Raw genomic sequence first — 22,614 nt, forward strand, 5'->3', positions numbered from 1 at the left:
ACGCACCTTAGTCCGGTACGACAACCCGTACGACGTCGGGATGAGCGGGCTGCTCGGCTACGGGGCGTGCCACGAGGCGCTGCACTCCGCCGACCTGGTGGTGCTGCTCGGCACCGACTTCCCGTACGACTCCTTCCTGCCGCAGGCGCACACCGTCCAGGTCGACCACGACGCCACCAGGCTCGGCCGCCGCACCGCGCTCGACCTGGCCGTCCACGGCGACGTGGCCGCGACCCTGCGGGCCGTGCTGCCGCTGCTGGACGCCAGGAGCGACCGCGCCTTCCTGGACGGGATGCTGCGCAAGCACTGCCGGGCGCTGGAGGACGTGGTCGGCGCGTACACCAGGGACATCGAGAAGCACCTGCCGATCCACCCCGAGTACGTCGCCTCGGTGCTGGACGAGGTGGCCGCCGAGGACGCGGTGTTCACCGTGGACACCGGCATGAACAACGTCTGGGCCGCCCGCTACCTCCGGCCCAACGGCCGCCGCCGGGTGATCGGCTCCTTCCTGCACGGCTCGATGGCCAATGCCCTCCCGCACGCGATCGGCGCCCAGCTGGCCTGCCCGGGACGGCAGGTGGTCGCGATGGCGGGCGACGGCGGGATCGGCATGCTGCTCGGCGAGCTGCTCACGGTGGCCAGGCACCGGCTGCCGGTGAAGACGGTGGTCTTCAACAACGGTGCGCTCGGCATGATCAAGCTGGAGATGCTGGTCTCCGGCTACCCGGAGTCCGAGATCGACAACGGGGACGTGGACTACGCCGGGATCGCCCGGGCGATGGGCATCCAGGCCAAGCGGGTGACCGATCCCGCCAGGGTCGGGGAGGTGCTGGCGGAGGCGCTGGAGCGGCCAGGCCCCGCCCTGGTGGACGTGGTCACCGACCCGAACGCGCTGTCCATCCCGCCGCACATCACCGCCGCCCAGCTGAAGGGCTTCGCGCTGGCGGCGGGCAGGACGGTGCTCTCGGGCGGCGTCGGGCGCATGATCGACCTGGCCAGGAGCAACCTGCGGAACATCCCGCGGCCCTGAGCGGGGGTGCCGTGAGCAAGGACGTCGGAGGCATTGCCTCTGAGGCAAAATTCTTGCCCATGTGGCACGCCGGGTGTCCACTGGACACATGACCAGCAGCTCCACCGGTGCCGCCACCACGGGCGAACAACTCGACGACCAGGAGGTCGCCGGCCTCGCCGCCCGTCTCCGTGAGCACCGGCTCAGCAGCCGTCTCACGCTGGAGGTGGCCGCCGGCCGGGTCGGGCTCTCCCCAGCCTATCTGTCCCGGCTGGAGACCGGCCGCCGGCAGCCCTCGCTGCCCGTCCTGCTCGGCCTCGCCCGCGCGTACGGGACCTCGGTCTCCGGACTCCTCGGCGAGACCATGGCCGAGCCGGACCCGGTCGTCCGCGGCGGTGCCATCGAGCCGGGCCGGGCCGGCGGCTGGGGCTACCGCAGGGCGGGGGCCCCCGGCCGCGCGATGCAGGCCCTGCGGGTGCACGTCCCGCCGGGCGTGCAGGACACGGTGGTCCGGGTCCACCCGGGCGAGGAGTGGCTGTACGTCCTGAAGGGCGCGCTCCGGGTCACCCTCGGTGACCGGGTCCACCACCTCGGGGTGGGCGACTCCGCGCACTACGACTCGCTCACCCCGCACTGCATCGCCGCGGAGTCGGACAGCGGCGTCGAACTGCTCTTCGTCCACACCCTGCTGCAGAGCCCCGGCGGCGAACTCTGCCTCGGCGGCGGCCCGACCGCCGTCCACTGACCCGCCGTCAGAACACCCTGGAGGAGATCACCATGGCCGATCCCACCACCACCATCGCCCCCGACACTCCCGCCGGCCCGAAGACCATGGACGCCGGGAAGTGGGCCAACAAGCGGATCTACCTCCGCCTGCTGATCTACACCGTCGGAGGTCACGCCTTCGCCGGCTTCATCATCCTCCTGTTCGAACTCGGCAGCCGCAACAAGTAGTCCGCGCCCCAGGACCGTCCGCCCGCCCCCGCCCCCGAGGGAGGCGGGCGGACCGCTGCCGTTCCCGCCGGGCTCCCCGCGGCTCCCCCGTTCGCCCCCTCACGCCGTGCGCAGCAGCTCGCAGAGCGCCCGCACCGCCGCCGGGAAGGCGTGGTCCGGCGGGGTGGAGTAGCCGATGACCAGGGCGGGCGGGGCGTCGGCGGGAGCCGGCGCGGCGCGGTGCCAGGCGAGGCCCTTGAGGGAGAGGCCGAAGTGCTCGGCGCGGGCGAGGAGTTCGGGCTCGGGGGTGGAGCCGGGTGGCAGTCGGAGCACGACGTGCAGGCCGGCCGCGATGCCGGTGACCCGGACGTGCGGGGCGTGTTCGGCGAGCGCGGCGACCAGCCGGTCGCGGCGGCGCCGGTAGTGCAGGCGGCAGCGCCGCACGTGGCGGTCGTACGTGCCGGAGGTGATCAGCTCCGCCAGCGTCAGCTGGTCCAGCACCGGGGACATCGTGTCGGCCAGTGCCTTCAGCCGGGCGACCGGCTCGACCAGCGCGTCCGGCAGGGCCAGCCAGGCCAGCCGCAGGCCGGGGGCGAGGCTCTTGGCGGCCGTCCCGGCGTACACCACCCGTTCCGGGTCCAGGGCCTGCATCGCGCCGAGCGGCTGCCGGTCGTAGCGGAACTCGCCGTCGTAGTCGTCCTCGATGACGTACCGGTCCTGCTCGCGCGCCCACCGCACCGCCGCCGCCCGCCGCTCGGCGGCCAGCGCCGCGCCGGTGGGGTACTGGTGGGCCGGGGTGAGCAGCAGGGCGCCGGCCCTGGGGTCGAGCCGGTCGAGCCGGTCGACCAGGACGCCGTCCGCGTCCAGCGGGACCGGCACGGTGGCGAGCCCGGCGGCCCGGACGACCGCGTGCTGCGGCGGCAGCCCGTACTCCTCGACGGCGAGCGACCGGGCGCCGCGGTCCCGCAGGGCGGCGCAGAGCAGGCCGAGGCCCTGGGTGACGCCGGTGCAGACGAGCAGGTGGTCGGGGTCGGTGCGGACGCCGCGGACCCGGGCCAGGTAGTGGGTGAGGGCCTGCCGCAGTTCGATCCGGCCGAGCGGGCTGCCGTAGTCCAGGGCCTCGTGCGGTGCGGTGGCGAGGGCGCGGCGGGCGGCGGCGAGCCAGGCGGTGCGGGGGAAGAGGGAGAGGTCGGGCCGGCCGGACGTCAGGTCGTACGGGGCGGTCGACCGCCGTGGCGCGGGCCGGGCGGCGGGCCGCCTGCCCCGGACCGGCTCCGGCGCGGCCCGCCGGGCGACGGTGGTGCCGGAGCCCTGCCGGGAGCTGAGCCAGCCCTCGGCGGTGAGCTGGCCGTACGCCTCGACCACGGTGTTGCGGGCGACCCCGAGGTCCTCGCCGAGCGCCCGGGAGGACGGCAGCCGGGTGCCGGGGGCGAGCCGCCCGTCCTGGACGGCCTCGCGCAGCGCGTCCTCCAGGGCGGCCCGCAGCCCGGCGCCGGCGGCCCGCCGCTCGGTGAGGTCCAGGTGCAGGTCGCCGCCGAAGGCGGTCCAGGAGGTGCTCACGGTCCCATTCTCGCCCGGTGGGGCGGGGACGGACGGCCCGCCGGGGTCCGCGTGCGGGCGGTGAGGGCGGTGGCCACGGTGTCCTCCCCGTCGGTTAGCGTCCGTCATCGGACCGACGGATCCCGACGCGAGGATGTGACAGGGTGAGCGAGGACATTCCCCGGAACGACCCGGAACCGGCCGAACCGGCCGAACCGGCCGAACTCGCCGGGCGGTTCGAGGCCGAGCGCCCCCAACTGCGCGCGGTGGCCTACCGGATGCTCGGATCGATCGCCGAGGCCGAGGACGCCGTCCAGGAGGCCTGGCTGAGGCTGAGCCGCGGCGACGTGGGCGGGGTGCGCAACCTCGGGGCCTGGCTCACCACCGTCGTCAGCCGGGTCTGCCTGGACCAGCTGCGCTCCCGCGCCTCCCGCCGGGAGGATCCGCTGCCCGAGCAGGACGGGCAGGTGCGGCTGCCCGACCCGGTGGTCAGCGGGCTGTCGGCGCTGGACCCGGTGCACGAGATCCTGGTCGCCGACTCGGTCGGGATCGCGCTGATGGTGGTCCTGGAGACGCTCTCCCCGGCGGAGCGGGTCGCCTTCGTGCTGCACGACCTGTTCGAGGTGCCCTTCGACGGGATCGCCGAGGTGCTCGGCCGCACCTCCGCCGCCACCCGGCAGCTGGCCAGCCGCGCCCGCCGCCGGGTCCAGGGCGCCACCCCGGCAGCGGACTCCGACAACGCCCGCAAGCGCGAGGTGGTGGAGGCCTTCCTGACCGCCTCCAGGGGCGGCGACTTCGACGCCCTGCTGGCCGTGCTCGACCCCGGGGTGGTGGCCCGCTCCGACGGCGGCGCGCTGGTGCCGGGCGTGCTGCGCCGCGGCGCGGCCGACGTCGCCTCGCAGGCGATCGCCTTCGCCCGCTTCGCCGCCGGCGGCCGGCTGGTCCTGGTCAACGGCTCGCCCGGGGTGGTCTCCTTCGCCGGGGGCCGCCCGCTGTCGGTCATGTCGTTCACCATCCACGGCGGCCGGATCACCGCGATGGACATCCTCACCGACCCGGTCCGCCTGGCCGCCCTGGGCCTCACGGCCTGACCGTCCGGCGGTGCCCGCGGGCCGGCCGGCACCCCGCCGGCCGGCCCGCCGGGTCCGTCACGCTTCCTCCACGTGTTGTTTCCCGTCGCTTCCGGGGCCGTCCGGGGACCCGCGCGCTACCGTGCCGCCCATGGCGAACTTTGTACTGGTGGCGGGCGCGTGGCTCGGTGCCCGGGCGTGGGACGAGGTCGTGGCGGAACTGTGCGCGGCCGGGCACGGGGCGTATCCGCTGACGCTCTCCGGGCTCGCGGAGAAGAGCGGCGCGCCCGCCGGGCAGCGGGCGCACGTGGCGGACGTCGTCGCCGAGGTGGAGCGGCTGGACCTGCGCGAGGTGGTGCTGGTCGGGCACAGCTACTCGGGCATCCCGGTGGGCCAGGCCGCGGAACGGATCGGCGACCGGCTGGCCCGGCTGGTCCTGGTGGACGCCAACGTGCCGGTGGCGGGGGAGTCCTTCGCCGACCAGATACCGGAGCCGGACGGGCTGCGGGCGGACCTCGCCGCGCACGGGGGCTGGTGGCCGCCGCTGCCGCCGGCCGAGTTCGCCGGGCAGGGGCTGACCGTCGAGCAGATCACCAGGATCACCGCGGGCGCGACCCCGCACCCGGGCCCCTCGCTGACCGAACCGGCCGTCCTGGAAGGCCCGTTGAGCGCGCTCCCGGCGGTGTACGTGAAGTGCCTGCTGGACTGGCCGGAGCCGCCGCCGCTGGTCGCCCGGCTGGTCGCGGACGGCCACTGGCGGCTGGTGGAGCTGGACACCGGGCACTGGCCGATGTTCTCCCGGCCGGCCGAACTCGCCCGGGTGCTGGCCGAGTCGGCCCGGACGGAGGTCTGAGACCCGCCCGGACGGCAGGCCGGGGCCGGCCCGGACGGAAGCCGGGGTCCGCCGCGCGGATCCTCACCGGCCGTACGGCCGGAGGACACCGGGGGCGAAGCGGCCGATCAGCGCCGCCGCCACGGCGGCCGGCACGGTGGCGGACGGGACGGCCCGGTGCGCCGCGTCGCCGAGCGGCATCACGGCGGTCACCGCGGCCGGGGTGCCCGCCAGGGGCAGGGCGACGGTCAGGACGGCGAGCAGGCGGCGGGGGCGCCGCGGGTGGTCGGGGCGGTTCACGGGGATCTCCTTCGGGCTCGACCCGGGCCACGATGCCGCCTCCCGCAGCGTCAGGTTCAAGCCCTTTCCGCCCGCCGCCGACGCGGCCCCGGTCAGTCCACCGCGACCCGCCGCCACCCCGTTCCGTCCGCGGCCACCGGTGCGGCCGCGAAGTCGTACCGCAGCAGGCCGGGGCCGAGCGCGAGCAGCGAGATCGACGAGGAGCCCCAGATCCGCCCGTCGCCGAAGTCCCGCCGCTGGATCAGCGCGGCGTCCGCGTCCGGCGCCAGCCCGTTCCCGGCGACGATCGGCAGCCAGCCGCCCCAGGCCGCCGCGGCCGGGCCCGCGCCGGTCGGCTCGGGCCGGGGTTCGGCGGCCAGCCGGGCCCGGAAGTGGGCGGCGCGCGCGGCCATCAGCGCGCGGATCCGCTCCGAGGTGGTCCGGCCGGCGGCCAGGCCCTCCAGCCCGTCGTTGAGCACCACGCTCAGGCCGGACGGCAGTTCGCGCTCCTCCAGCCGCCCGCCGTCCCAGCTGGACACCCGGGCTCCGTCGGCCCGGACCAGGACGAGGTGGAACGGGTCGTACGGGGTGAGGTCGAGCCGGCCGACCCCGCCCTCCCGGACGGCGGTGAGCGGCAGCCGGCCGCGGGTGCGCCGGGCGTCGGCGGGGGCGGCCGGGCCGAAGCCGTTCAGCAGGCAGGCGGCGGTGCGCCGGGCGGGGTCGACGGCCAGCCAGGTGCCGCCGGCCGCGAGGTCCAGTCCGCCGAGCAGCCCGGGCAGGTCCGGCCAGTGGTGGTCCGGCGGCAGCCAGGCACGGCCCAGGTACTCGTCCCGGACGGACAGCAGCAGGACCGGCACCGCCGCTGCCGGCTCGATGCTGACGAACGCCGTACACACGACCCGCTGCCCCTGACCTCGTCCGGTCGGCGATCCGGCCGGTGAACCCGCCGGAGATCCCCTCCCGGCGATCCTCGCACGGCCGTTCGCACGCCGGAAGTGGCCCACGATGCGGGTGGCCGAATGCACCAGGACGGCAGGCCACCGTGCTCCTAGGCTGGCGGCCATGACGACGAACGAGACGACCGTGACGAACGGGGCCCCGGTGCCCGCCCCCGAGCAGCGCATGCCGATGCACAAGCTCGCCCCCGCCTTCTACCAGGCGATGGTCGCCCTGGACCGGGCCTCCAGGGAGGGCGTCGACCCGGTGATCGCCGAACTGGTCAAGGTGCACGCCTCGATGATCAACGGCTGCGCCTTCTGCATCGACATGCACTCCGCCGACGCCCGCGAGCACGGCGAGCAGGACCACCGCATGCTCTCCCTCCCGGCCTGGCGCGAGACGCCCTGGTTCACCGCCCGCGAGCGCGCCGCCCTGGCCCTCACCGAGTCGGTCACCCTGCTGACCCAGGGCCACGTGCCGGACGCCGTGTACGCGGAGGCCGCCGCGCAGTTCGACGAGACCGAGCTGGCCCAGCTGATCGCGCTGATCACCACGATCAACGCCTGGAACCGGATCGGCGTCTCCACCCGCATGAGCCCGGCCGCGAGGTGAGCGCCACCGACCGGGCCGGCCGGCGGGAGCAGGCCCGGCTGCTGCGCGAGCTGCACCGCCCGGGCGAGCCGCTGGTGCTGGCGAACGCCTGGGACGTGCCGAGCGCCCGGCTGGTGGCCGCCGCCGGGGCACGGGCGGTGGCGACGGCCAGCGCGAGCGTGTCGTGGTCGCTCGGCCGCGCGGACGGCGGCGGCGCCGACCCCGGGCAGGTGCTGGCCAGGACCGCCCAGGTGGTCCGCGCGGTCGGCCTGCCGGTCACCGCGGACCTGGAGGGCGGCTACGCGGACACCGCCGCCGGGGTCGGCGAGACCATCGCCGCGCTGCTCGACACCGGCGCCGTCGGGGTGAACCTGGAGGACGAGGGCCGTCCGCAGGAGGAGGCCGCCGAGCGGATCGCGGCCGCCAGGGCGGCGGCGGACGCGGCCGGCGTGCCGCTCTTCGTCAACGCGCGCACCGACGTCTTCCTGCACGGGATCGGCGCCCCCGAGGACCGGCCGGAGGAAGCGGTGCGGCGGCTGCGGGCGTACGTCGAGGCGGGTGCGGACGGGGTGTTCGTCCCGGGGGTGTCCGACCCGGAGACCATCGCCGCGCTGGTCGCGGCCGTCCCGGCGCCGCTGAACGTGCTGGCCGGCCCCGGCTCCCCGTCGGTCGCCGAGCTGGCGAAGCTGGGCGTGGCCCGGATCAGCCTGGGCCCCGGACTGGCCGAGGTGGCGTACGCGGCGGTCCGCCGGGCCGCCGAGGAGGTGTACGGGCACGGCACGTTCACCGCGCTCGCCGACGGGCTGGGCTACCCGGAGCTCAACCGGCTGTCCGCGGGCTGAGCGAGGCGGCCGGACACTCCGGGCAGTCGGACACCACGGCAGCCGGAAACCCCGGGCGGCCGGACAGCTCGGGCAGTCGGACACCCGGCGGCCGGGCACCGTGGGCGGCCGGCCGTGCGGGGGTCGGCCGACCGCCCACGGGCAGGTGGGCGACGGATCAGTTCAGGACCTGCCCGCTGAGCCCCGGGTGGCTCATCTGGTTGGTCCCGATCGCCTCGATCTCGTTGGCGGGCTTGCCGACCAGCGGGAGCTTGCCCACCGTCCGCAGGGCGAGGTCGGCCGGGGAGACTTCGAGCCCGTCGGTGAGCCCGCCGGTGACGTCCGGCGAGGAGGCGGTCTGGGTGGTGGCGGAAGCCGCCGGGACGGCGAGGGCGAGGCCCGCCATGGTGAGGGCGGCCAGGGTGGCGAGTTTCTTCATGCCCTGCCGAACGACGCGGACCGCCCTCAGGTAACCCGCCGGCTCAGACCGTCACCCACAGGGTGCGCACACCGTTGCTGACGAACGAGGCGATCGGCTCGTCGGTCGCGCCCTTCGCCAGGGCCAGCCCGGGGAAGCGGGCGAACAGGTGTCGCAGCGCCGTCTCGGCCTCCAGCCTGGCGAGCCCGGAGCCGAGGCAGAAGTGCGGGCCGTGGCCGAGCGACAGGTGCTTGGCGGGCTGCCGGGTGAGGTCGAAGCGGTCGGCGTCCCGGTGGTGCCCCTCGTCCCGGCCGGCCGCCGCGTAGGAGGCCAGCAGTGCCTCGCCGCGCCGGATCACCACGTCGCCGACCTCGATGTCCTCGATCGCGTAGCGCAGCGGGAACTGCCCGACCGGGGAGTCGTAGCGGAGCGTCTCCTCGATCACCGCCGACCACGGCTGCTCCCCGTCCAGGACGAGCCGCAGCTGGTCCGGGTGGGTGAGCAGGGCGCGGACCGCGTTGGTGATCAGGTTGAGCGTGGTCTCGTGCCCGGCGACCAGCATCAGCAGCAGGGTGCCGACCAGTTCGGCCTCGCTGAGCCGCTGCTGGTCGAGGCGCCGGCCGGCCTCGTGGGCGTCGATCAGGGCGGTGGTCAGGTCGTCGCCCGGCTCGGCCCGCTTGGCCGCCACCACCGAGGCCAGCAGCGCGTTCAGGCCGCGCTGCGCGGCGAGCGCCGCCGCCGGGGTGGCCGAGCTGGAGACCATGGTGTCGGACAGTTCGTGCAGTTCGTCCTGCTGCTCCAGCGCCAGGCCGAGCAGTTCGCCGATCACCTGCATCGGCAGCGGGTAGGCGAAGTGCCTGCGCAGGTCGAACGGGCCCTCCAGCCGGCTGACCTCGTCCAGCAGCGCGATCGCCCGGGCCTCGATCGCGGGCGCCAGCGCGGCTATCCGGCGGGGGGTGAAGGCCTGCGAGACCAGCCCGCGCAGCCGCCGGTGGTCCTCGCCGTCGGCGGTGACCATGCCGGGGACGACGATGAAGTTGAGCAGCGGCCAGCCCTCCGGGAGCCGGCCCTCCCTGAAGGTGCTCCAGAGCCGGGCGTCCTTGCCGACCCGGGGGTCGGCGAGCAGCGACTGGAGGGCGTCGTGGTGGGTTACCGCCCAGACCACCACCCCGCCAGGGAGCTCCACCAGGACCGCGGGGCCGGCCGCCCTGAGGCGGGCGTTCTCGCCGTGCTGGTCGCGGCCGAAGGGGTCGAGTCTGACGGGTTCGGCGCGGGTTCCGGAGTCGGTGACGGTGTCCATGCGGGCCTCTCGGGGGCTGGCGGGCGGGGCGGGGTGAAGGCGCTGTAGAGCACCGGGAGGGCGGTCAGGGCCCGGGACCACGGGGACGGGCGCCAGGCCAGGTCGCCGCCCGGCACGGCCAGTTGGAGGTCCGGCAGGCGGTGCAGCAGGGTCTCGACGGCGGTCTCGACGATGATCCTGGCCGGGTGCTGGGCCGGGCAGACGTGCGCGCCGGCGCCCCAGGCGAGGTGCGCCCGGTTGCCGCCGAGCGAGCCCTGCGCGGCGGCCGAGACGCCCTGTGCGGCCGGGTCGGCGTTGGCCGCGGCGAGGCCGAGCACGAGCATGTCGCCGGCGCTGATGTACTGGCCGCCGAGCACGGTGTCGCCGGTGGCCCAGCGGCCCGGGAAGTTCTGCGTCGGCGGGTCGCGCCAGAGCACCTCCTCCAGCGCGTCGGAGACGGTCAGCCGGCCGCCGGTGAGGGTGGCCCGGAAGCGCCGGTCGGTGAGCAGCAGCCGCAGCGTGTTGCCGGTCCAGTTGATCGAGGTCTCGTTGCCCGCGACCAGCAGCACCACCAGGTGGTGCACCGCCTCCTCGTCGGTCAGCCCGGCCGGGTGGGCGAGCAGCCAGGAGGTGAGGTCGGCGCTGGGGGCGGCCCGGCGGCGGCGCACCAGGTCGACCAGCAGTGCCTGGAACTCCGCTCCGGCGCGCTGGGACTGCGAACTGCTGTCCACGAAGTGGCTGATCAGTTCGACCACCCGCGGCCCGCTCTCCACCGGCAGTCCGACCAGCTGGGTGAAGACCAGCAGCGGCAGCGGACGGGCGTACTGGGCGATCAGGTCGGCGGTGCCGTCCGGACCCCAGCTGTCGATCAGCCCGTTGGCGGCGGCCTCGGTCGTCCCGCGCAGCTGGCGGTGGTCGATCTGGGCGAGGGTGTCGGAGACCGCGGAGCGCAGCCGCTGGTGCTCGGCGCCGTCCAGGTTGAGCAGGGTGGGCCGCCAGGAGGTCATCGGCAGCAGCCGGGAGTCGGCGGCCAGCCGGCCCTCGGCGGGCACCCGCCAGCGGCGCGAGTCCTTGGAGAACAGCGCCTCGTTGCGGGTGAGTTCGAGCAGTTCGGCGTAGCCGAGGACGAGCCAGGCCTCGACCCCGGGCTCCAGCTCGATCGGGGCGACCGGACCGTAGCGCTCGCGGAGCCGGGCGTACAGGCCGTGCGGGTCCTCGGCGACGGACTGGCCGAACAGCGGGGTCAGCGGGACGCCCGTGGGCAGTCCGCGGCCGGACGGGCCGCCGGGCGGGCCGCCGCCGTGGGCGACGGGGCATCCGGGTGCCCCGGTGGGCTCGGGGGCGGTCACCGCTGGAGCTCCAGGATCGAGCTGCGGTGCAGATGGTCGACGAAGTCGATCAGCAGGTCGTAGGACTGCCGCCGGTCACGCGCGTCGCAGTACAGGATCGGCACCTCGGGCAGCAGGTCCAGCGCCGAGCGCAGCTCCTCCTCCGGGTAACTCGGCGTACCCGGGAAGGTGTTGACCGCGACCGCGAACGGGATGCGCTGCTCCTCCAGCCGGCCGAGCACGTCGAAGCTCTCGTCCGGCCGGCGCAGGTCGACCATGGCGATCGCGCCGAGCGCACCGCGCGACAGGTCGTCCCAGAGCGGCCAGAACCGCTGCTGCCCGGGCGTGCCGAACAGGTACAGCGCGAGCCGCGAGTTGAGCGTGATCCGGCCGAAGTCCAGCGCCACCGTGGTGGTGCTCTTGCCGGCGAGCCCGGTGAGGTCGTCGACGCCGCTGCTGGCGGCGGTCATCGTCTCCTCGGTGCGCAGCGGGGTGATCTCGCTCAGCGAGCCGACCAGGGTGGTCTTGCCGACCCCGAACGGTCCGGTGACGAGGATCTTGACCGCGCCCTGCACCGAGGAGGGCAGGTACTGCGGCCCGTCGGCGGACCCGGCGGCGCCGGGGACGGTCTCAGCGGAGTTGGCGGAGGCCAACGAGCACCTCTTCCAGGAGGGTTGCGGGCAGGCGTTCGGCCTGCGGGACGGGCGGGAGCACCTGCACGGCGCCGAGGTCCCACAGGTCCCCGACCAGCACCTTGACGACGCCGAGCGGAAGCCCCAGGTGGGCCGCCACCTCGGCGATGGACAGCAGGCTGTGACAGAGGCCGAGGATGCGCCGGTGCTCACGGTTCAGCAGCGGGTGCTCGGGCAGTTCCGGCGGTCCGGGTAACGCGCTGACCAGGCTCTCCACGGCCAGCTCCGACCGGGTGGGGCGGCTGCGCCCACCGGTGATGACGTACGGGCGGACCGGGCCGCTCACCGGTGGCCCCCCGCCGCGTGGTCGACGCGCGGCGGGCTGGTGAGGTGGCTGCCGATCCGCTCGACCAGGACCTGCATCTGGTACGCGACCAGTCCGGCGTCCACGGCGTCGCCGGCCACCACGGCCAGGTGCGCGCCGGCCCCGGCCGCGACGACGAAGAGGTAGCCGCCGCCGTACTCGATGATGATCTGGCGGGTGGCGCTGCCCGGTCCGCCGAAGCCCGTCGCGACGCCGCGGGCCAGCGACTGGAGCCCGGAGCAGGCGGCGGCGAGCCGTTCGGCGTCCTCGCGCGCGATGCCCGCGCTGCGGCCGATCTCCAGGCCGTCGTTGGAGACGACCACGGCGTGCTGGACCTGCGGGACGGCGATGATGTCGGCGAGCAGCCAGCCGAGATCAGGGGTGGTGGTCATGGAACTCTCCGGAGCGCTGGGGAAGTCGGGGGGAAGCGGGCAGGGAAGGGTCGGACTGGGCCTGGGCCCGGACGGCCGAGCGGCCGCTGGCGGTCCCGGCCTGGAACATCGCCATGAACGCCTGCGCGTCCCGGGCCGAGCGGTAGGGCGGCGCGGGCGGCGGTGGGGGAGCGGCGTGCTGGGCGGGGCGGCCCGTGCGGGCGCGCCGGTGGCTCCGGCGGGGCAGCGGCGGGGGAGTGTCGGCGGCGGGCCGTCCCGGCGGCGGGGTCTCCACCATGGGGTGACCGGCGGGGGAGACCGGCCGGGGCCCGGGGTTGAACGCCCGGTCGTCCGGCCCGAGGCCGGGGACGGTGGGCGGCAGCGGCTCGGTGAGCAGCGCGTTCGGAAGCAGCAGGACCACCCGTACGCCGCCGTACGGGGAGGGCGCCGAGCTGAGCGTGACCCGGAAGCCGTACTGCTCGGCGAGCCGGCCGACGGCGGCCAGACCCAGCTGCGGCACCTCGCCCAGCCGGGAGACCTCCAGGGTGCTGCCGCCGGCCAGCGCGGCGGCGGCCTTGGCGACGGCCTGCTCCGGCATGCCCACGCCGCCGTCGTCGATCTCGACGACGGCGCCGTTGTGCACCGGCATCAGGGTGACGAACACCTGGGTGCTGGGCGGGGAGTAGCGGGTGGCGTTGTCCAGCAGTTCGGCGATCGCGTGGATCAGCGCCTCGGCGGCGGCGCCGACCACCGCGGTCTCGATCCGGCTGCGCACCACCACGCGCTGGAACGGCAGGATGCGCGACTGGGCGCCGCGGACGACGTCCTCCAGGGCGACCGGTTCCGGCCAGTGCCGGCCGGCCCTGGCGCCGCAGAGCACGGCCAGGGTCTGGGCCAGCCTGGCCTGTTGGGCGGCCGCGTGGTCGGCCTTGAGCAGGCCCTCCAGCAGCGCCGGGTCGTCGTGGGTGCGCTCCATCTCGTCGAGGAGCGCCTGCTGGTCGTGGGCCATCACCAGGATCCGGCGGGCGACGCTGAGGAAGGCCCGCTGGGTGGAGGCGGTGTGCTCCTGCTCCTGCTGGACGGCGGCGAGTTCGGCGCCGCGGCGGGAGAGCCCGGCGGCGAGCTGTTCCTGGACGGCGGCGAGTTCGCGGTGGAGCCGGTCGGCGCGGACGCGTTGGGTGACGGACACGGCGCGGTACCGCGCGGCGGTCACGAGGGCGAGGACGGCGAGCACGCCGGTTGCCGTTGCGCACCACTGAGTCATCGTCACGCGCGAATTCTAGGGTGATGATCCTACGAAGGTGTGAACGGATCTCGCCAAGTGACCGGATCTCGTCAATATCGAGTCAATTCGGCGTCAATCGGCAGTCGTTCGACCCCGACCCCACGGCCTGACGAGGCCTCGCGACGCTCCGGCCGGTCCCGCGGGAGGCGGCGGATTCAAGCCGGTCGGCCGGATCGCGTCCGGCGATGTGTGGGACCTGTGTGCACGATGTCACGGAAGAGGCGCCGTCCGGTGCAGGAGCAGCAGCGCCACGTCGTCCGGCCTGGACCGCCGCTCGGTCACGTTCAGGGTGAGCAGGTCGGCCAGCCGCTCCAGCGCCGACGCCGGGCCGACCCGTCCCGGACCGGCCCGCCGGGCCCACAGTTCGAGCCCGCCGAGCATCCGCTGCACCGACTCGTCGTAGTCCTCCTCGCGGTCCTCGACCAGCCCGTCGGTGTACGCCAGCAGCGTCTCGCCGACCGCCAGCCGCCCCACCGCCAGCGGGTACGGCCGCTCCGGGGCCACGCCCAGCGGCGGCCCGCCCTCCAGCTCCAGCTCGACGGCGGCGGCGTCGGCGGTGATCCGCACCGGCGCCGGGTGGCCGGCCCTGGCCGCGGTCAGCACGCCGTCCGCCGGGTCCAGGGTCAGGTAGAGGCAGGTGGCGAACAGCTCGGTGTCCAGTTCGGCCAGCAGCCGGCTGGTCCGGGTCAGGGTGGCAGCCGGGTCGTGCCCGTCCGTCGCGTACGCCCGCAGGCCGCTGCGCAGCTGGCCCATCACCGCGGTGGCCTCGGCGTTGTGCCCCTGGACGTCGCCGATCACCAGCCCGATCCGGCCGTCCGGGAGCCGCAGCAGGTCGTACCAGTCGCCGCCGATCTGCATGCCCTCGGTGCTCGGCAGGTAGCGGGCGGCGCTGGTGATCCCGGGCAGCCGGGGCAGGGTGCGCGGGAGCATCGCGCGCTGCAGCTCGGTGGCCCGGTGGTGGTGGGTGTCGTACAGCCGGGCCCGCTCCAGGGACTGCGCGAGGATGCCGGCGAACGCCGAGTACAGGGTGCGGTCCTCGCGGCCGAACGCGCGCTCGGCGGCGAAGGTGATCAGGCAGGAGCCGACCTGCTGCCCGGAGGCGACCAGCGGCAGCACCGCCCAGGCGGCCGGGGAGAGCGGGTCGCGCCGGGTGCGGGCCGCCGCGGGGTCGCTGAACAGCGGGGCGGAGCGGGTCAGCGACCGCTGCATCACGTCCTCGGACAGGTCCGCCAGGCGGGTGAGCTCGGTGCGCCGCGGGCCCCCGTACACGGTGTGCGAGACGGGCAGCAGCCGGCCCTCGTCCACCAGGTCCAGGACGATGCCGGAGGCGCCGAGCGCGGGGCGGGCGACGTCGGTGACCGCGGTGGTGACGTCCCGGACGGTCACCGCCCTGGACAGCGCCCGGGTGAGCGTCAGCAGCAGCGCCGTCCTGGCGGCGGCGGGGGAGTTCCGCTCCTCGGCCGGCGGCTGCCCCCGGTGCCCGGCGTCGGCGAGCAGCCCGGCGATCCGCACCGGCCGCCCGTGCACGTCCAGCATCACCTCGCCGGACTCCTCGACCCGGGCCACCTTGCCGCCGGGCCGGACCACCCGGTAGCCGATCCGGTAGCGGCCGCCGGTGGCCAGCGCCTCGGCCAGCGCGGCCTGCACGTCCGGCAGGTCCTCGGGGTGGACCAGCCGGTCCAGCTCGGGAGCGGTGCCGTCCGGGGCGGCCGGGCGGCCCGCCAGCCGGAACGCCTCGGCGTCCCAGTAGCTCTCCCCGGTGACCAGGTCGCGCTCGAAGGCGCCGTGCCCGGCGGCCCGCACGGCCAGCGACAGCAGCGGGTGGGCCGGCCCGGCGGGGCGGCCGTCGGCCGCCCGCGGGTCCTCGGGCGCCCGGACGCCGTACGGGGCCCGGGTGCCGTGCGGGAGGTGGGCGTCGGCGTGGTCCAGCAGGTGGGAGAGCCGGTGGGCGCAGGCCTCGGCGACCGTCTCCAGGACGTCCAGGTCGCGGCGCGGCACGGTGCCCCGGTGGGCCAGCGTGAGGGCGAGGACGCCGATCGGCCGCTCGTCCACGACCATCGGCAGGGTGATCACGGTGATCATCCCGGTGCCCATGCCGGCGTTCCCGTCCGGGTAGTCGACGCTGGTGTGCTCGGGGCCGAGCAGGTACGGGCGGCGCAGCCGCAGGGCCATCGCGGCGGGCAGCTCACCGGCGGGGTCGACCACGCCGTAGCGCTCGTGCGCCCAGTCCGGCAGCCCGTGCGAGGCGATCAGCCGGAGCATCCCGGCGGAGTCCAGCAGGTAGAGCACGGACCCCTCGCCGGTGATCCAGCCCGGGCCCTCGGCCAGGACGGTGCCGAGCAGTCCGGCGGCGCTGGTGCAGCCGAGCAGCAGGCGCACGCAGCGCATCGCGCTGCGCGTGGTCGGACTGCCGGCGGGCTCCAGGGGCACTGACCCTTGATACCCCATTTCCCCGGGGGGCGGATGGTGACCGAGCCGGGCCCGGGCGGCTGGGCTAAACAGGCCAGGCGCGGAGGCCGGTGGTGAGGGTGGTGATGAGGCGGTCGTGGGTGGTGGTGAGGTCCTCGGCGAGCCGGAAGGCGCCGGCGGCGCTGAGGGAGGCGAAGCCGTGGGCGAGCGAGCGGACGGTGCGGGCGGCGTGGATCGCCTCGGAGCCGTCGAGGCCGTACTCCCGCAGGACGGCGATGATCACGCCGACGAGCCGGGCGGCCGCGCGGGCCAGGTCGTCGTCGGGCTGCGGGGCCTGGGGGAGGGCGTTGTAGCGGTGCGGGTGCTCGGTGGCGTACGCGTGGTAGGCGCGCAGCACCGCGGCGACGGCGTCGTCCCCGCTGCGGCCGACCGCCGCCTCGGCCAGCCGGTCTGCCAGCTCCCCGGTGACCCGGACGGCGATCAGCCGCCGCAGTTCGGCGAGGCCGCCGCTGACGTGCTTGTACAGCGAGGGGGTGGCGACCCCGGCCCTGGCGGCGACGGAGGCCAGGGTGAGGGCCTCGGCGCCCTGCTCGTCGATGAGGGCGAGGGCGTGGTCGACGACCTGGTCGGGGGTCAGTCCTACGCGGGGCATGGGTTCGGGCTCTCCGTACGGAAGTCGGGCGGGTGCGGGCGACGGTCGGGCGGCCGGCGGGCGGCGGTCGGTCAGCCGAGTTCGGCGAGGAAGGGCAGCAGGGCGTCCGCGGTGGCCGCCGGGTTGTCGGCCATCGGGTAGTGCCCGGACCCCTCGATCATCGCCTTCCGCGCGCCGAGCGCCGCGGCCTGCCGGTCGGCGACGAGTTCCGGCTTCGGGAAGTCGGGGTCCTTGCTGCCCATGACCACCAGCGCGGGGCACCGCACCGCGGCCGTCCAGCCGACCGGCGCCGAGTCGCCGTCGACGTACCCGCGGGTGGCGGTCTTGCGTCCGGGGGTGCGCAGGTCGGAGACCAGCCCGTCCACGTACGCGTCGAAGTCGGCGGGCCTGGCGCCGGGGAAGGCCATCCGGCGCAGGTAGAAGCCCCAGGCGGCGGGCCAGTGGACGAGGGCCGCGCCCATCAGGCCCATGGCGGCGCGCATCAGGGCGCCCGGCGGCGGGGTCTCGACGAAGGCGTCGATCAGCACGATCCCGGCGACCCGCCCGGGCGCATCCCCGGCGGCCCTGACGACGGTCGCCCCGGTGTACGAGTTCCCGGCGAGGACGGCGCGCTCGATGCCGAGGTGGTCGAGCAGGGCGAGGACGTCGCCGGCGAGGGCGGCCGGGCCGTAGTCGTCCCAGGCGATCGAGGACTCGCCGAAGCCCCGCAGGTCCATGGTGACGACCCGGTGGCCGGCGGCGACCAGCAGCGGGCGCAGGTGCCGGTACGCGGCCCGGCTGTCGAGCATGCCCGGGAGCAGGACGACGGGGGCGCCGTCGCCCTGCCGGGTGTCGTCGAAGGCGATCCGGCCGCCGGGGACGGTCAGGTACTGGGTGCTCGGGGTGATGGTGCCGTTCATGGGGGTCCTCCTCGGGCCGCCGGGGCGGGGCATCGGCGTTGCTGCCGATAGCCATAAAGCTAAGGCTAATAGCCTTAGCCGTCAAGCGGCCGGCGGGCGGCGATCCGGGAAGGGGGCGGGTCAGGCGCCCTCGACCCTGAACGGGTCGTGCTCGCTGAGCAGCTTCTCCAGCCGGGCCTGGTCGACCCGGGTCACCATCTCGTTGGTCTCCTGCTTGTCCCGGATCACCTTCGCCAGCGTGAACGCGGAGGTGACGGTGTAGAGGAGGCCGATTCCGAGGAACGCCCGGGTCCACCCGCCGACCGGCAGATAGGCGATCCCGACGGCGAGGGTGGTGCCGGACAGGGCGAACGAGAGGACGGCCTGGATGTAGTAGGCGGCCGTCGTGCGGGTCTGCATCGGTGCGCTCATGGCGTCAGGATGCGGCCGCCCGGCCGGACCGCACATGAGTAGGAGTACTCAGATGGAGCCGTGCATGAGGGGTCGTTCGTTGACGTCCGATCATATGGTCGACAGTCGCTTCCACCGGATGGCTTGGAATCGGCGCCTCCTAGGATTAACGTTTGATAACGCAGCGCGGTCGTCAACGCCGTACCCAGACGGCACCGTGCGCGGTGCCTAATCCCACCGACCGGCCTCCGGGCAGGTCAGGGAGCCGGGGAACCACGTTCCCTGGGGTGAATCGGCGGGGCCCAGGCCCGGCCGTAGGAGACCTTCCTGCTCCGAACCCGTCAGCTAACCCGGTAGGCGCGAAGGAAGGAAAGGAGCGCGCCTCCGTGGCGTCGACGTACACCCCGGCACACCCGGCCGGCCCCGCAGCCGGTACCCAGCTCCTCGACCACCCCGGCTCGGAAGGCCCCGACGCCTTCGGCCCGGAGGCCGAGACCAACCGCCACCGGATGCCGCGTCAGACCCGCGGAACCTCCCCGCTGCTCGGCGTCACCGCCGTCGCCGCCACCCTGGGGGCCACCGGTTTCGCCTCGGCCACCCCGGCCGCCGCCCCCGCGGTCGAAGCCCCGGACGAGGCCCCGGTCGCCCTCTCCGCGGACCCCGGCCTCGCGCTCGCCGCCCGCATCCAGCACCAGGCCGACAGCCAGCGCACCGCCGCCGAGGAGACCGCCAGGGTCCAGGCCGCGCAGGAGGCCGAGGCCAAGGCCGCCGCCAAGGAGGCCGAGGCCAAGCGCGCCGCCGAGGAGGCCGAGCGGGCCAAGGCCGCCGCCCTCACCCTGCCGGTGGACGACTACCGGCTCTCCGCCCACTACGGCCAGAGCGCCCGCTACTGGGCCAACCTGCACACCGGCCTGGACTTCGCCGCCGACACCGGCACCCCGGTCCACGCGCTCGGCCAGGGCACCATCACCTCGGCCGGCTGGGCCGGTTCGTACGGCTACCGGATCGTCGAGACCCTGCCCGACGGCACCGAGATCTGGTACTGCCACCTCTCCTCGATCACCAAGGGCTCCGGCAAGGTCGTCGCCGGCCAGCAGATCGGCAAGGTCGGCGCGACCGGCAACGTCACCGGCCCGCACCTGCACATGGAGATCCGCCCCGGCGGCGGTGCCCCGGTCGACCCGGAGCCCTGGCTCCAGCAGCGCGGCCTCAACCCGTGACGCCCCGGGCCTGACGGCCCCCGGTCTCACGGCACCCGCCGGCTGAGGCACCCGCTCGCAGACGCCCCCGCTCGCAGACGCCCCCGCGAAGGCCCCCGGCCCGGAGCACGAGCTCCCGGCCGGGGGTCTTCGCGGTCTCTCACTCCTCGGCGGGCAGCTGCGCCAGGTACGCGTCGATCTCCTCCTGGCCCGGCTCCGGCGCCAGCTCGGGGAACTCCTCCACCAGCAGCCGCGGTAGCCCCGGCACCGTCCACTCGCCGAACAGGTCGAGCGCCGCCTCGACCGCCGCGTCCTCGAACTCGCCGAAGTCCCCGGCCAGTTCGTCCGGCATCGGCCGTCCCAGCGCGGTCAGCTCGGCCAGGTTGCGGTAGCTGCGCCGCATCAGGCCCTGCTCCAGCAGCCGCCGCGCGCCGTCGGTGGCCATGCCGACCGAGAGCACCCGGCTCCAGCCCCAGCCCTGCTCGTCCGGCTCGTCCAGCCAGCCGGCCGGCGCCAGGTCCTCGTACGCGGCCAGCCGCTCCTCCTCGGCGAGCCCGCCGAAACCGGCCAGCCAGTCCCGCACCGCCTCCCCGTCGGCGACGTCCACCCCGTGCGCGTGCAGCAGCAGCGCGTACAGCCGGGGCCAGGTCACCAGGTCGGCGCGGCGCAGCAGTCCGGCCGCGACCTCGCCCTGCCACTCGGCCTCCGCGTGCAGCCGCTCCTGGCGCTTGGCGTTGAGCCGCCGGGCCGCCCGCTGGTGGTCGGCCAGCATCCGGACGGCGTCGCCGTACGCGAGCGGGTCCTCCTCGGGCGCGGGTTGGACGTACAGGTGGAGGCGCTCGTACAGCAGGTGCTCCACCGCGTTCGAGGTCAGTTCCGGCCAGCCGTCGTGCATCCTGCCCTCGCCCAGCTCCAGCAGCGCCAGCACCGTGCGCAGCGGCCCCTCGGCCACCGGCGCGCGGCCCTGCTCGGCCGCCCAGGCGAGCAGGTCGGCGGCCTTGGTGCGGGGGGCGAGCCGCAGGTCTTCGTCGTTCATAGTCCGAACGGTAGCCGCCGGGCGGGGATAGGGTCGGCAGCCATGCTCCCCGTACGACTCACCGGCCCGCGACTGGCCATCCGCGAGTACCACCACACCGAGGGCGACGTGGACGCGCTGCACGCGCTGTTCGGCGACCCCGAGGTCACCCGGTACCTGCCCTTCGGGTCGTGCGACCGGGAGGCCTGCGCCGACCAGATCGAGCTCTACCTGGAGGAGGCGATGGCCGGGGAGCGGGACACCTACCGGCTCGCCGTCACCAGGCTCGCCGACGCCGAGGACCCGCGGGACGCGCCGCCGGTCGGGCAGGCCTCGCTCGTCCTCGGCGGGCACCGCTCCGCCGACCTGGGGTGCGTGCTGGCCGACGAGGTCAGGGGCCGCGGCTACGCGGGCGAGATCGTCGGCCTGCTCCGCGGCCTCGCCTTCGGCCCGCTGGACCTGCACCGGCTGACCGCCCGGGTCCACGTGGACAACGCGGCCTCCGTGAAGGTGCTCACCCGGCTGGGCTTCCGGCGGGAGGGGCGGCTGCGGCACGACGGGTTCAAGGACGGCGTCTGGTCCGACTCGTACCTCTACGCGCTGCTCGCCGACGAGTGGCCGGGCCCGGCCGCCCGGGGGGAGGGGGGTTAACCCCACCCCGGATCCGCCAGGCCTCCGGATCACGCCCGGTCGGCGCGTCCACCAGACTGGACCTCGTCAGCGGGACGAACGAACGCCAGAACGAGGGGCCGGGAGCATGAGCAGCAGCCACAGCATGGAGGACCGGGAGTGGGACGTCCTGGGCGGTCACGGTGGCGTCCCGCGTCCCGCCGCGGCCCGCAGGACCGGGCAGCGGCCGGCCGCGTGGCGGGCGCCGTTCTCGGCGTACTACTACCGCGAGGTGGGCTACGCGCTCACCGGCCTGCCGGTGGCGATCGCCGGGTTCGCCGTCTCGATCACCATGTTCTGCTTCGGCCTCGGCACCTTCGTCACCGTCCTCGGCCTGCCCGTGTTGGGCGCCCTGACCAGCCTCGCCCGCGGCTTCGGCCGGCTGGAGCGGGCCCGGGTGCGCGGCATGCTGGCGCTGGACGTCCCCGGCCCGGAGCCGGTGCGCCAGGTCCGCCCTGGCAGCTGGGGCGCGATCACCGCGCGGCTGGCGGACGGGGCCGGCTGGAAGGCCGTGCTGTACCAGGTGGTGATGTTCCCCTGGGCGATATTCAGCTTCGTGGTGACGCTGGTGTTCCTGCTGCTCGGCTGGTCGCTGGCGCTCTACCCGCTGTACCACTGGGTCTTCCGGGCCTACACGCCCTGGAACGGGTACCGGCTGTTCGACTTCCGCGACGGCGACGGCGTCCAGCACGTGTACGAGATCCAGGCACCCTGGCAGATCGCCGCGCTGTCGCTCCTCGGGGTGCTGCTGGTCTTCCTCACCACCCAGCTGGTCCGCGGCCTGACCAACGTCAACCGGGCCGCCGTCCGGGGCCTGCTCGGCCGCTGACCGCCGGCTCCGCCCACTCCCAGGCCCCGCCCGCGCCCCGGACGTCCTCCGGATGCGGGCGGGGCCGCCCCGTGTTCGGATGACCGGGTGGCTGCCGCCGGCCTTCCCCCCGCTCAGCCGGACGTCCTGGTCACCTCCCGCCCGCTGGACGAGTACTGCGCCCAGTTCGGCCTCACCCGGGCCCGGCTCGCCGCCCTGCCCGGGCCGCTGCTGGACTGTCCCGGCGGCGCGGCCGGCCTGGCCGCCGAGGCGCGCGAGCTGGGCTGCCGGGTGATCGCCGTCGACCCGGCGTACGCGCTGCCGCTGCCCGCGGTCGCCGACCGCGCCCTGGCCGCCCGGGTGGCGATGGCCGCCGCGATGGCCGCCCGCCCGCGGCTCTACCCCGCGCCCCGCCCGGACCACGCCGAGCGGTACCTGCGCAGCTGGGACCGGGCCCGGCGGCTGTTCGCCGCCGACTCGGCCGCCCACCCCGAGCAGTACGTGGCCGCCGCGCTGCCCCGGCTGCCCTTCGCGGACGGCGCCTTCGCCCTCACCCTGAGCGGCCACCTGCTCTTCGCCTATCCCGAACTCTTCGGCCTGGAGGGCCAGTCGGCCGCGCTGGCGGAGCTGGTCCGGGTCACCTCCCCGGATGGCGAGGTCCGGGTGCAGCCGTTGAACGACGGGTACGGCCGCCGCTGCGGCCACCTCGACCGGCTGCGGTACGCGCTCGGCGAGCGCCGGATATCCAGCGAGGTCCGCCGTCTCTCCGGCCCGGTGGAGGGCCGCACCCTCCGACTCCTGGTGCTGCGGGCCGCCGACCACCACCGCCGGGCCGCTTTCCCAGGGAGCATGTAAGAGTCACTGTCAGGGGTCACTCCTATAC

25 protein-coding genes, 1 pseudogene and 1 riboswitch are annotated in these 22,614 nt (G+C 75.4%); of the genes and pseudogenes, 11 read left to right on the forward strand and 15 right to left on the reverse strand.

Annotated elements, in window-relative coordinates; all coding sequences use genetic code 11:
• Nucleotides 1-10 precede the first annotated feature (10 nt).
• The 3 genes and pseudogenes from ACZ7C5_RS03235 to ACZ7C5_RS03245 all read left to right on the forward strand — a co-directional run.
• Nucleotides 11-1,030, forward strand: a pseudogene (locus tag ACZ7C5_RS03235) (thiamine pyrophosphate-dependent enzyme); the annotation flags it as partial.
• An 88-nt stretch (nt 1,031-1,118) separates the two neighbouring features.
• Nucleotides 1,119-1,754, forward strand: a complete 636-nt coding sequence (locus ACZ7C5_RS03240; RefSeq protein WP_188300254.1) for a helix-turn-helix domain-containing protein — start codon at nt 1,119-1,121, stop codon at nt 1,752-1,754.
• A 32-nt stretch (nt 1,755-1,786) separates the two neighbouring features.
• Nucleotides 1,787-1,963, forward strand: a complete 177-nt coding sequence (locus tag ACZ7C5_RS03245) for a DUF6126 family protein (RefSeq protein WP_223245213.1) — start codon at nt 1,787-1,789, stop codon at nt 1,961-1,963.
• 99 nt (nt 1,964-2,062) lie between these two features.
• Here ACZ7C5_RS03245 and pdxR read toward each other — a convergent pair whose 3' ends face one another.
• Nucleotides 2,063-3,502: a MocR-like pyridoxine biosynthesis transcription factor PdxR gene (gene pdxR, locus ACZ7C5_RS03250; protein ID WP_470321853.1), complete on the reverse strand. Its 1,440-nt coding sequence runs from the start codon at nt 3,500-3,502 to the stop codon at nt 2,063-2,065.
• A 143-nt stretch (nt 3,503-3,645) separates the two neighbouring features.
• On the opposite strand from pdxR, the gene ACZ7C5_RS03255 reads away from it, so the two are divergent.
• Both ACZ7C5_RS03255 and ACZ7C5_RS03260 read left to right on the forward strand, forming a co-directional pair.
• The gene (locus ACZ7C5_RS03255; RefSeq protein ID WP_401088970.1) at nt 3,646-4,572 is read left to right on the forward strand and encodes a sigma-70 family RNA polymerase sigma factor; all 927 of its coding nucleotides are present in this window, start codon (nt 3,646-3,648) and stop codon (nt 4,570-4,572) included.
• Between the two features lie 130 nt (nt 4,573-4,702).
• The gene (locus ACZ7C5_RS03260) at nt 4,703-5,404 is read left to right on the forward strand and encodes an alpha/beta fold hydrolase (protein WP_470321854.1); all 702 of its coding nucleotides are present in this window, start codon (nt 4,703-4,705) and stop codon (nt 5,402-5,404) included.
• A 63-nt stretch (nt 5,405-5,467) separates the two neighbouring features.
• On the opposite strand, the gene ACZ7C5_RS03265 is transcribed toward ACZ7C5_RS03260, so the two are convergent.
• Together ACZ7C5_RS03265 and ACZ7C5_RS03270 are read right to left on the reverse strand one after the other, a co-directional pair.
• Nucleotides 5,468-5,683, reverse strand: a complete 216-nt coding sequence (locus ACZ7C5_RS03265) for a hypothetical protein (protein WP_401088965.1) — start codon at nt 5,681-5,683, stop codon at nt 5,468-5,470.
• A gap of 92 nt (nt 5,684-5,775) precedes the next feature.
• Nucleotides 5,776-6,558 (reverse strand): NRDE family protein, encoded by a 783-nt coding sequence (locus ACZ7C5_RS03270; protein WP_470321855.1) that lies wholly within the window; start codon nt 6,556-6,558, stop codon nt 5,776-5,778.
• Nucleotides 6,559-6,724: 166 nt separating this feature from the next.
• Here ACZ7C5_RS03270 and ACZ7C5_RS03275 point away from each other — a divergent pair, with 166 nt between their 5' ends.
• Together ACZ7C5_RS03275 and ACZ7C5_RS03280 are read left to right on the forward strand one after the other, a co-directional pair.
• Nucleotides 6,725-7,213, forward strand: coding sequence for a carboxymuconolactone decarboxylase family protein (locus ACZ7C5_RS03275; protein ID WP_401088961.1), 489 nt, complete (start codon nt 6,725-6,727; stop codon nt 7,211-7,213).
• On the forward strand, nt 7,210-8,034 hold the full coding sequence (locus ACZ7C5_RS03280; RefSeq protein WP_401088959.1) for an isocitrate lyase/PEP mutase family protein: 825 nt from the start codon (nt 7,210-7,212) through the stop codon (nt 8,032-8,034). The genes ACZ7C5_RS03275 and ACZ7C5_RS03280 overlap by 4 nt, the downstream gene beginning before the upstream one ends.
• A gap of 157 nt (nt 8,035-8,191) precedes the next feature.
• Here ACZ7C5_RS03280 and ACZ7C5_RS03285 read toward each other — a convergent pair whose 3' ends face one another.
• The 11 genes from ACZ7C5_RS03285 to ACZ7C5_RS03335 all read right to left on the reverse strand — a co-directional run bounded on the left by ACZ7C5_RS03285 (nt 8,192) and on the right by ACZ7C5_RS03335 (nt 18,061).
• On the reverse strand, nt 8,192-8,452 hold the full coding sequence (locus tag ACZ7C5_RS03285) for a hypothetical protein (RefSeq protein ID WP_470321856.1): 261 nt from the start codon (nt 8,450-8,452) through the stop codon (nt 8,192-8,194).
• A gap of 43 nt (nt 8,453-8,495) precedes the next feature.
• The gene (locus ACZ7C5_RS03290; RefSeq protein ID WP_401088955.1) at nt 8,496-9,596 is read right to left on the reverse strand and encodes a cytochrome P450 family protein; all 1,101 of its coding nucleotides are present in this window, start codon (nt 9,594-9,596) and stop codon (nt 8,496-8,498) included.
• On the reverse strand, nt 9,581-11,059 hold the full coding sequence (locus ACZ7C5_RS03295; RefSeq protein ID WP_401088953.1) for a cytochrome P450: 1,479 nt from the start codon (nt 11,057-11,059) through the stop codon (nt 9,581-9,583). The genes ACZ7C5_RS03290 and ACZ7C5_RS03295 overlap by 16 nt, the downstream gene beginning before the upstream one ends.
• Nucleotides 11,056-11,691 carry a GTP-binding protein gene (locus ACZ7C5_RS03300; RefSeq protein ID WP_188300937.1) on the reverse strand — a complete coding sequence of 212 codons (636 nt, stop codon included), beginning with the start codon at nt 11,689-11,691 and terminating at the stop codon, nt 11,056-11,058. The genes ACZ7C5_RS03295 and ACZ7C5_RS03300 overlap by 4 nt, the downstream gene beginning before the upstream one ends.
• On the reverse strand, nt 11,669-12,016 hold the full coding sequence (locus ACZ7C5_RS03305; protein WP_401088951.1) for a DUF742 domain-containing protein: 348 nt from the start codon (nt 12,014-12,016) through the stop codon (nt 11,669-11,671). The genes ACZ7C5_RS03300 and ACZ7C5_RS03305 overlap by 23 nt, the downstream gene beginning before the upstream one ends.
• Nucleotides 12,013-12,426 carry a roadblock/LC7 domain-containing protein gene (locus tag ACZ7C5_RS03310; RefSeq protein ID WP_188300939.1) on the reverse strand — a complete coding sequence of 138 codons (414 nt, stop codon included), beginning with the start codon at nt 12,424-12,426 and terminating at the stop codon, nt 12,013-12,015. Before ACZ7C5_RS03310 ends, ACZ7C5_RS03305 begins: the two co-directional genes overlap by 4 nt.
• Nucleotides 12,410-13,669, reverse strand: a complete 1,260-nt coding sequence (locus ACZ7C5_RS03315) for an ATP-binding protein (RefSeq protein WP_401089272.1) — start codon at nt 13,667-13,669, stop codon at nt 12,410-12,412. The genes ACZ7C5_RS03310 and ACZ7C5_RS03315 overlap by 17 nt, the downstream gene beginning before the upstream one ends.
• 231 nt (nt 13,670-13,900) lie before the next feature.
• Nucleotides 13,901-16,120 (reverse strand): SpoIIE family protein phosphatase, encoded by a 2,220-nt coding sequence (locus ACZ7C5_RS03320; protein WP_470321857.1) that lies wholly within the window; start codon nt 16,118-16,120, stop codon nt 13,901-13,903.
• Nucleotides 16,121-16,184: 64 nt separating this feature from the next.
• Nucleotides 16,185-16,751, reverse strand: a complete 567-nt coding sequence (locus ACZ7C5_RS03325; protein ID WP_188300942.1) for a TetR/AcrR family transcriptional regulator — start codon at nt 16,749-16,751, stop codon at nt 16,185-16,187.
• A 71-nt stretch (nt 16,752-16,822) separates the two neighbouring features.
• Nucleotides 16,823-17,650 (reverse strand): alpha/beta fold hydrolase, encoded by an 828-nt coding sequence (locus ACZ7C5_RS03330; RefSeq protein ID WP_470321858.1) that lies wholly within the window; start codon nt 17,648-17,650, stop codon nt 16,823-16,825.
• Between the two features lie 120 nt (nt 17,651-17,770).
• Nucleotides 17,771-18,061, reverse strand: coding sequence for a YiaA/YiaB family inner membrane protein (locus ACZ7C5_RS03335; RefSeq protein WP_188300943.1), 291 nt, complete (start codon nt 18,059-18,061; stop codon nt 17,771-17,773).
• Between the two features lie 194 nt (nt 18,062-18,255).
• A riboswitch (cyclic di-AMP (ydaO/yuaA leader) is annotated at nt 18,256-18,414 on the forward strand.
• A 12-nt stretch (nt 18,415-18,426) separates the two neighbouring features.
• Between ACZ7C5_RS03335 and ACZ7C5_RS03340 the strand changes: the two genes are divergently transcribed.
• The gene (locus ACZ7C5_RS03340; protein WP_401088943.1) at nt 18,427-19,260 is read left to right on the forward strand and encodes a M23 family metallopeptidase; all 834 of its coding nucleotides are present in this window, start codon (nt 18,427-18,429) and stop codon (nt 19,258-19,260) included.
• A gap of 139 nt (nt 19,261-19,399) precedes the next feature.
• Here the strand turns inward: ACZ7C5_RS03340 and ACZ7C5_RS03345 are convergent, their stop codons facing one another.
• Nucleotides 19,400-20,275: a hypothetical protein gene (locus ACZ7C5_RS03345; RefSeq protein WP_470321859.1), complete on the reverse strand. Its 876-nt coding sequence runs from the start codon at nt 20,273-20,275 to the stop codon at nt 19,400-19,402.
• A 42-nt stretch (nt 20,276-20,317) separates the two neighbouring features.
• Here ACZ7C5_RS03345 and ACZ7C5_RS03350 point away from each other — a divergent pair, with 42 nt between their 5' ends.
• From ACZ7C5_RS03350 to ACZ7C5_RS03360, 3 genes are all read left to right on the forward strand, one after another.
• Complete coding sequence (locus ACZ7C5_RS03350) at nt 20,318-20,905, forward strand: GNAT family N-acetyltransferase (protein WP_470321860.1); 588 nt, start codon at nt 20,318-20,320, stop codon at nt 20,903-20,905.
• Between the two features lie 106 nt (nt 20,906-21,011).
• Nucleotides 21,012-21,752 carry a sensor domain-containing protein gene (locus ACZ7C5_RS03355; protein ID WP_401088937.1) on the forward strand — a complete coding sequence of 247 codons (741 nt, stop codon included), beginning with the start codon at nt 21,012-21,014 and terminating at the stop codon, nt 21,750-21,752.
• Between the two features lie 87 nt (nt 21,753-21,839).
• A complete protein-coding gene (locus ACZ7C5_RS03360; RefSeq protein ID WP_401088935.1) occupies nt 21,840-22,586 on the forward strand; it encodes a hypothetical protein in 747 nt (248 codons plus the stop codon).
• The last annotated feature ends 28 nt before the right edge of the window (nt 22,587-22,614 follow it).

The sequence above is a fragment of the Kitasatospora sp. NPDC036993 genome, from assembly GCF_055607525.1.

What these genes read in the sequence shown, in the direction of transcription:
- ACZ7C5_RS03310 (WP_188300939.1), bottom strand. Translation starts at nt 12,426, where the DNA reads ATGACCACCACCCCTGATCTCGGCTGGCTGCTCGCCGACATCATCGCC.
- ACZ7C5_RS03260 (WP_470321854.1), top strand. Translation starts at nt 4,703, where the DNA reads ATGGCGAACTTTGTACTGGTGGCGGGCGCGTGGCTCGGTGCCCGGGCG.
- ACZ7C5_RS03275 (WP_401088961.1), top strand. Translation starts at nt 6,725, where the DNA reads ATGACGACGAACGAGACGACCGTGACGAACGGGGCCCCGGTGCCCGCC.
- ACZ7C5_RS03315 (WP_401089272.1), bottom strand. Translation starts at nt 13,669, where the DNA reads ATGACTCAGTGGTGCGCAACGGCAACCGGCGTGCTCGCCGTCCTCGCC.
- ACZ7C5_RS03330 (WP_470321858.1), bottom strand. Translation starts at nt 17,650, where the DNA reads ATGAACGGCACCATCACCCCGAGCACCCAGTACCTGACCGTCCCCGGC.
- ACZ7C5_RS03345 (WP_470321859.1), bottom strand. Translation starts at nt 20,275, where the DNA reads ATGAACGACGAAGACCTGCGGCTCGCCCCCCGCACCAAGGCCGCCGAC.
- ACZ7C5_RS03245 (WP_223245213.1), top strand. Translation starts at nt 1,787, where the DNA reads ATGGCCGATCCCACCACCACCATCGCCCCCGACACTCCCGCCGGCCCG.
- ACZ7C5_RS03325 (WP_188300942.1), bottom strand. Translation starts at nt 16,751, where the DNA reads ATGCCCCGCGTAGGACTGACCCCCGACCAGGTCGTCGACCACGCCCTC.
- ACZ7C5_RS03355 (WP_401088937.1), top strand. Translation starts at nt 21,012, where the DNA reads ATGAGCAGCAGCCACAGCATGGAGGACCGGGAGTGGGACGTCCTGGGC.
- ACZ7C5_RS03240 (WP_188300254.1), top strand. Translation starts at nt 1,119, where the DNA reads ATGACCAGCAGCTCCACCGGTGCCGCCACCACGGGCGAACAACTCGAC.
- ACZ7C5_RS03285 (WP_470321856.1), bottom strand. Translation starts at nt 8,452, where the DNA reads ATGAAGAAACTCGCCACCCTGGCCGCCCTCACCATGGCGGGCCTCGCC.
- ACZ7C5_RS03350 (WP_470321860.1), top strand. Translation starts at nt 20,318, where the DNA reads ATGCTCCCCGTACGACTCACCGGCCCGCGACTGGCCATCCGCGAGTAC.
- ACZ7C5_RS03335 (WP_188300943.1), bottom strand. Translation starts at nt 18,061, where the DNA reads ATGAGCGCACCGATGCAGACCCGCACGACGGCCGCCTACTACATCCAG.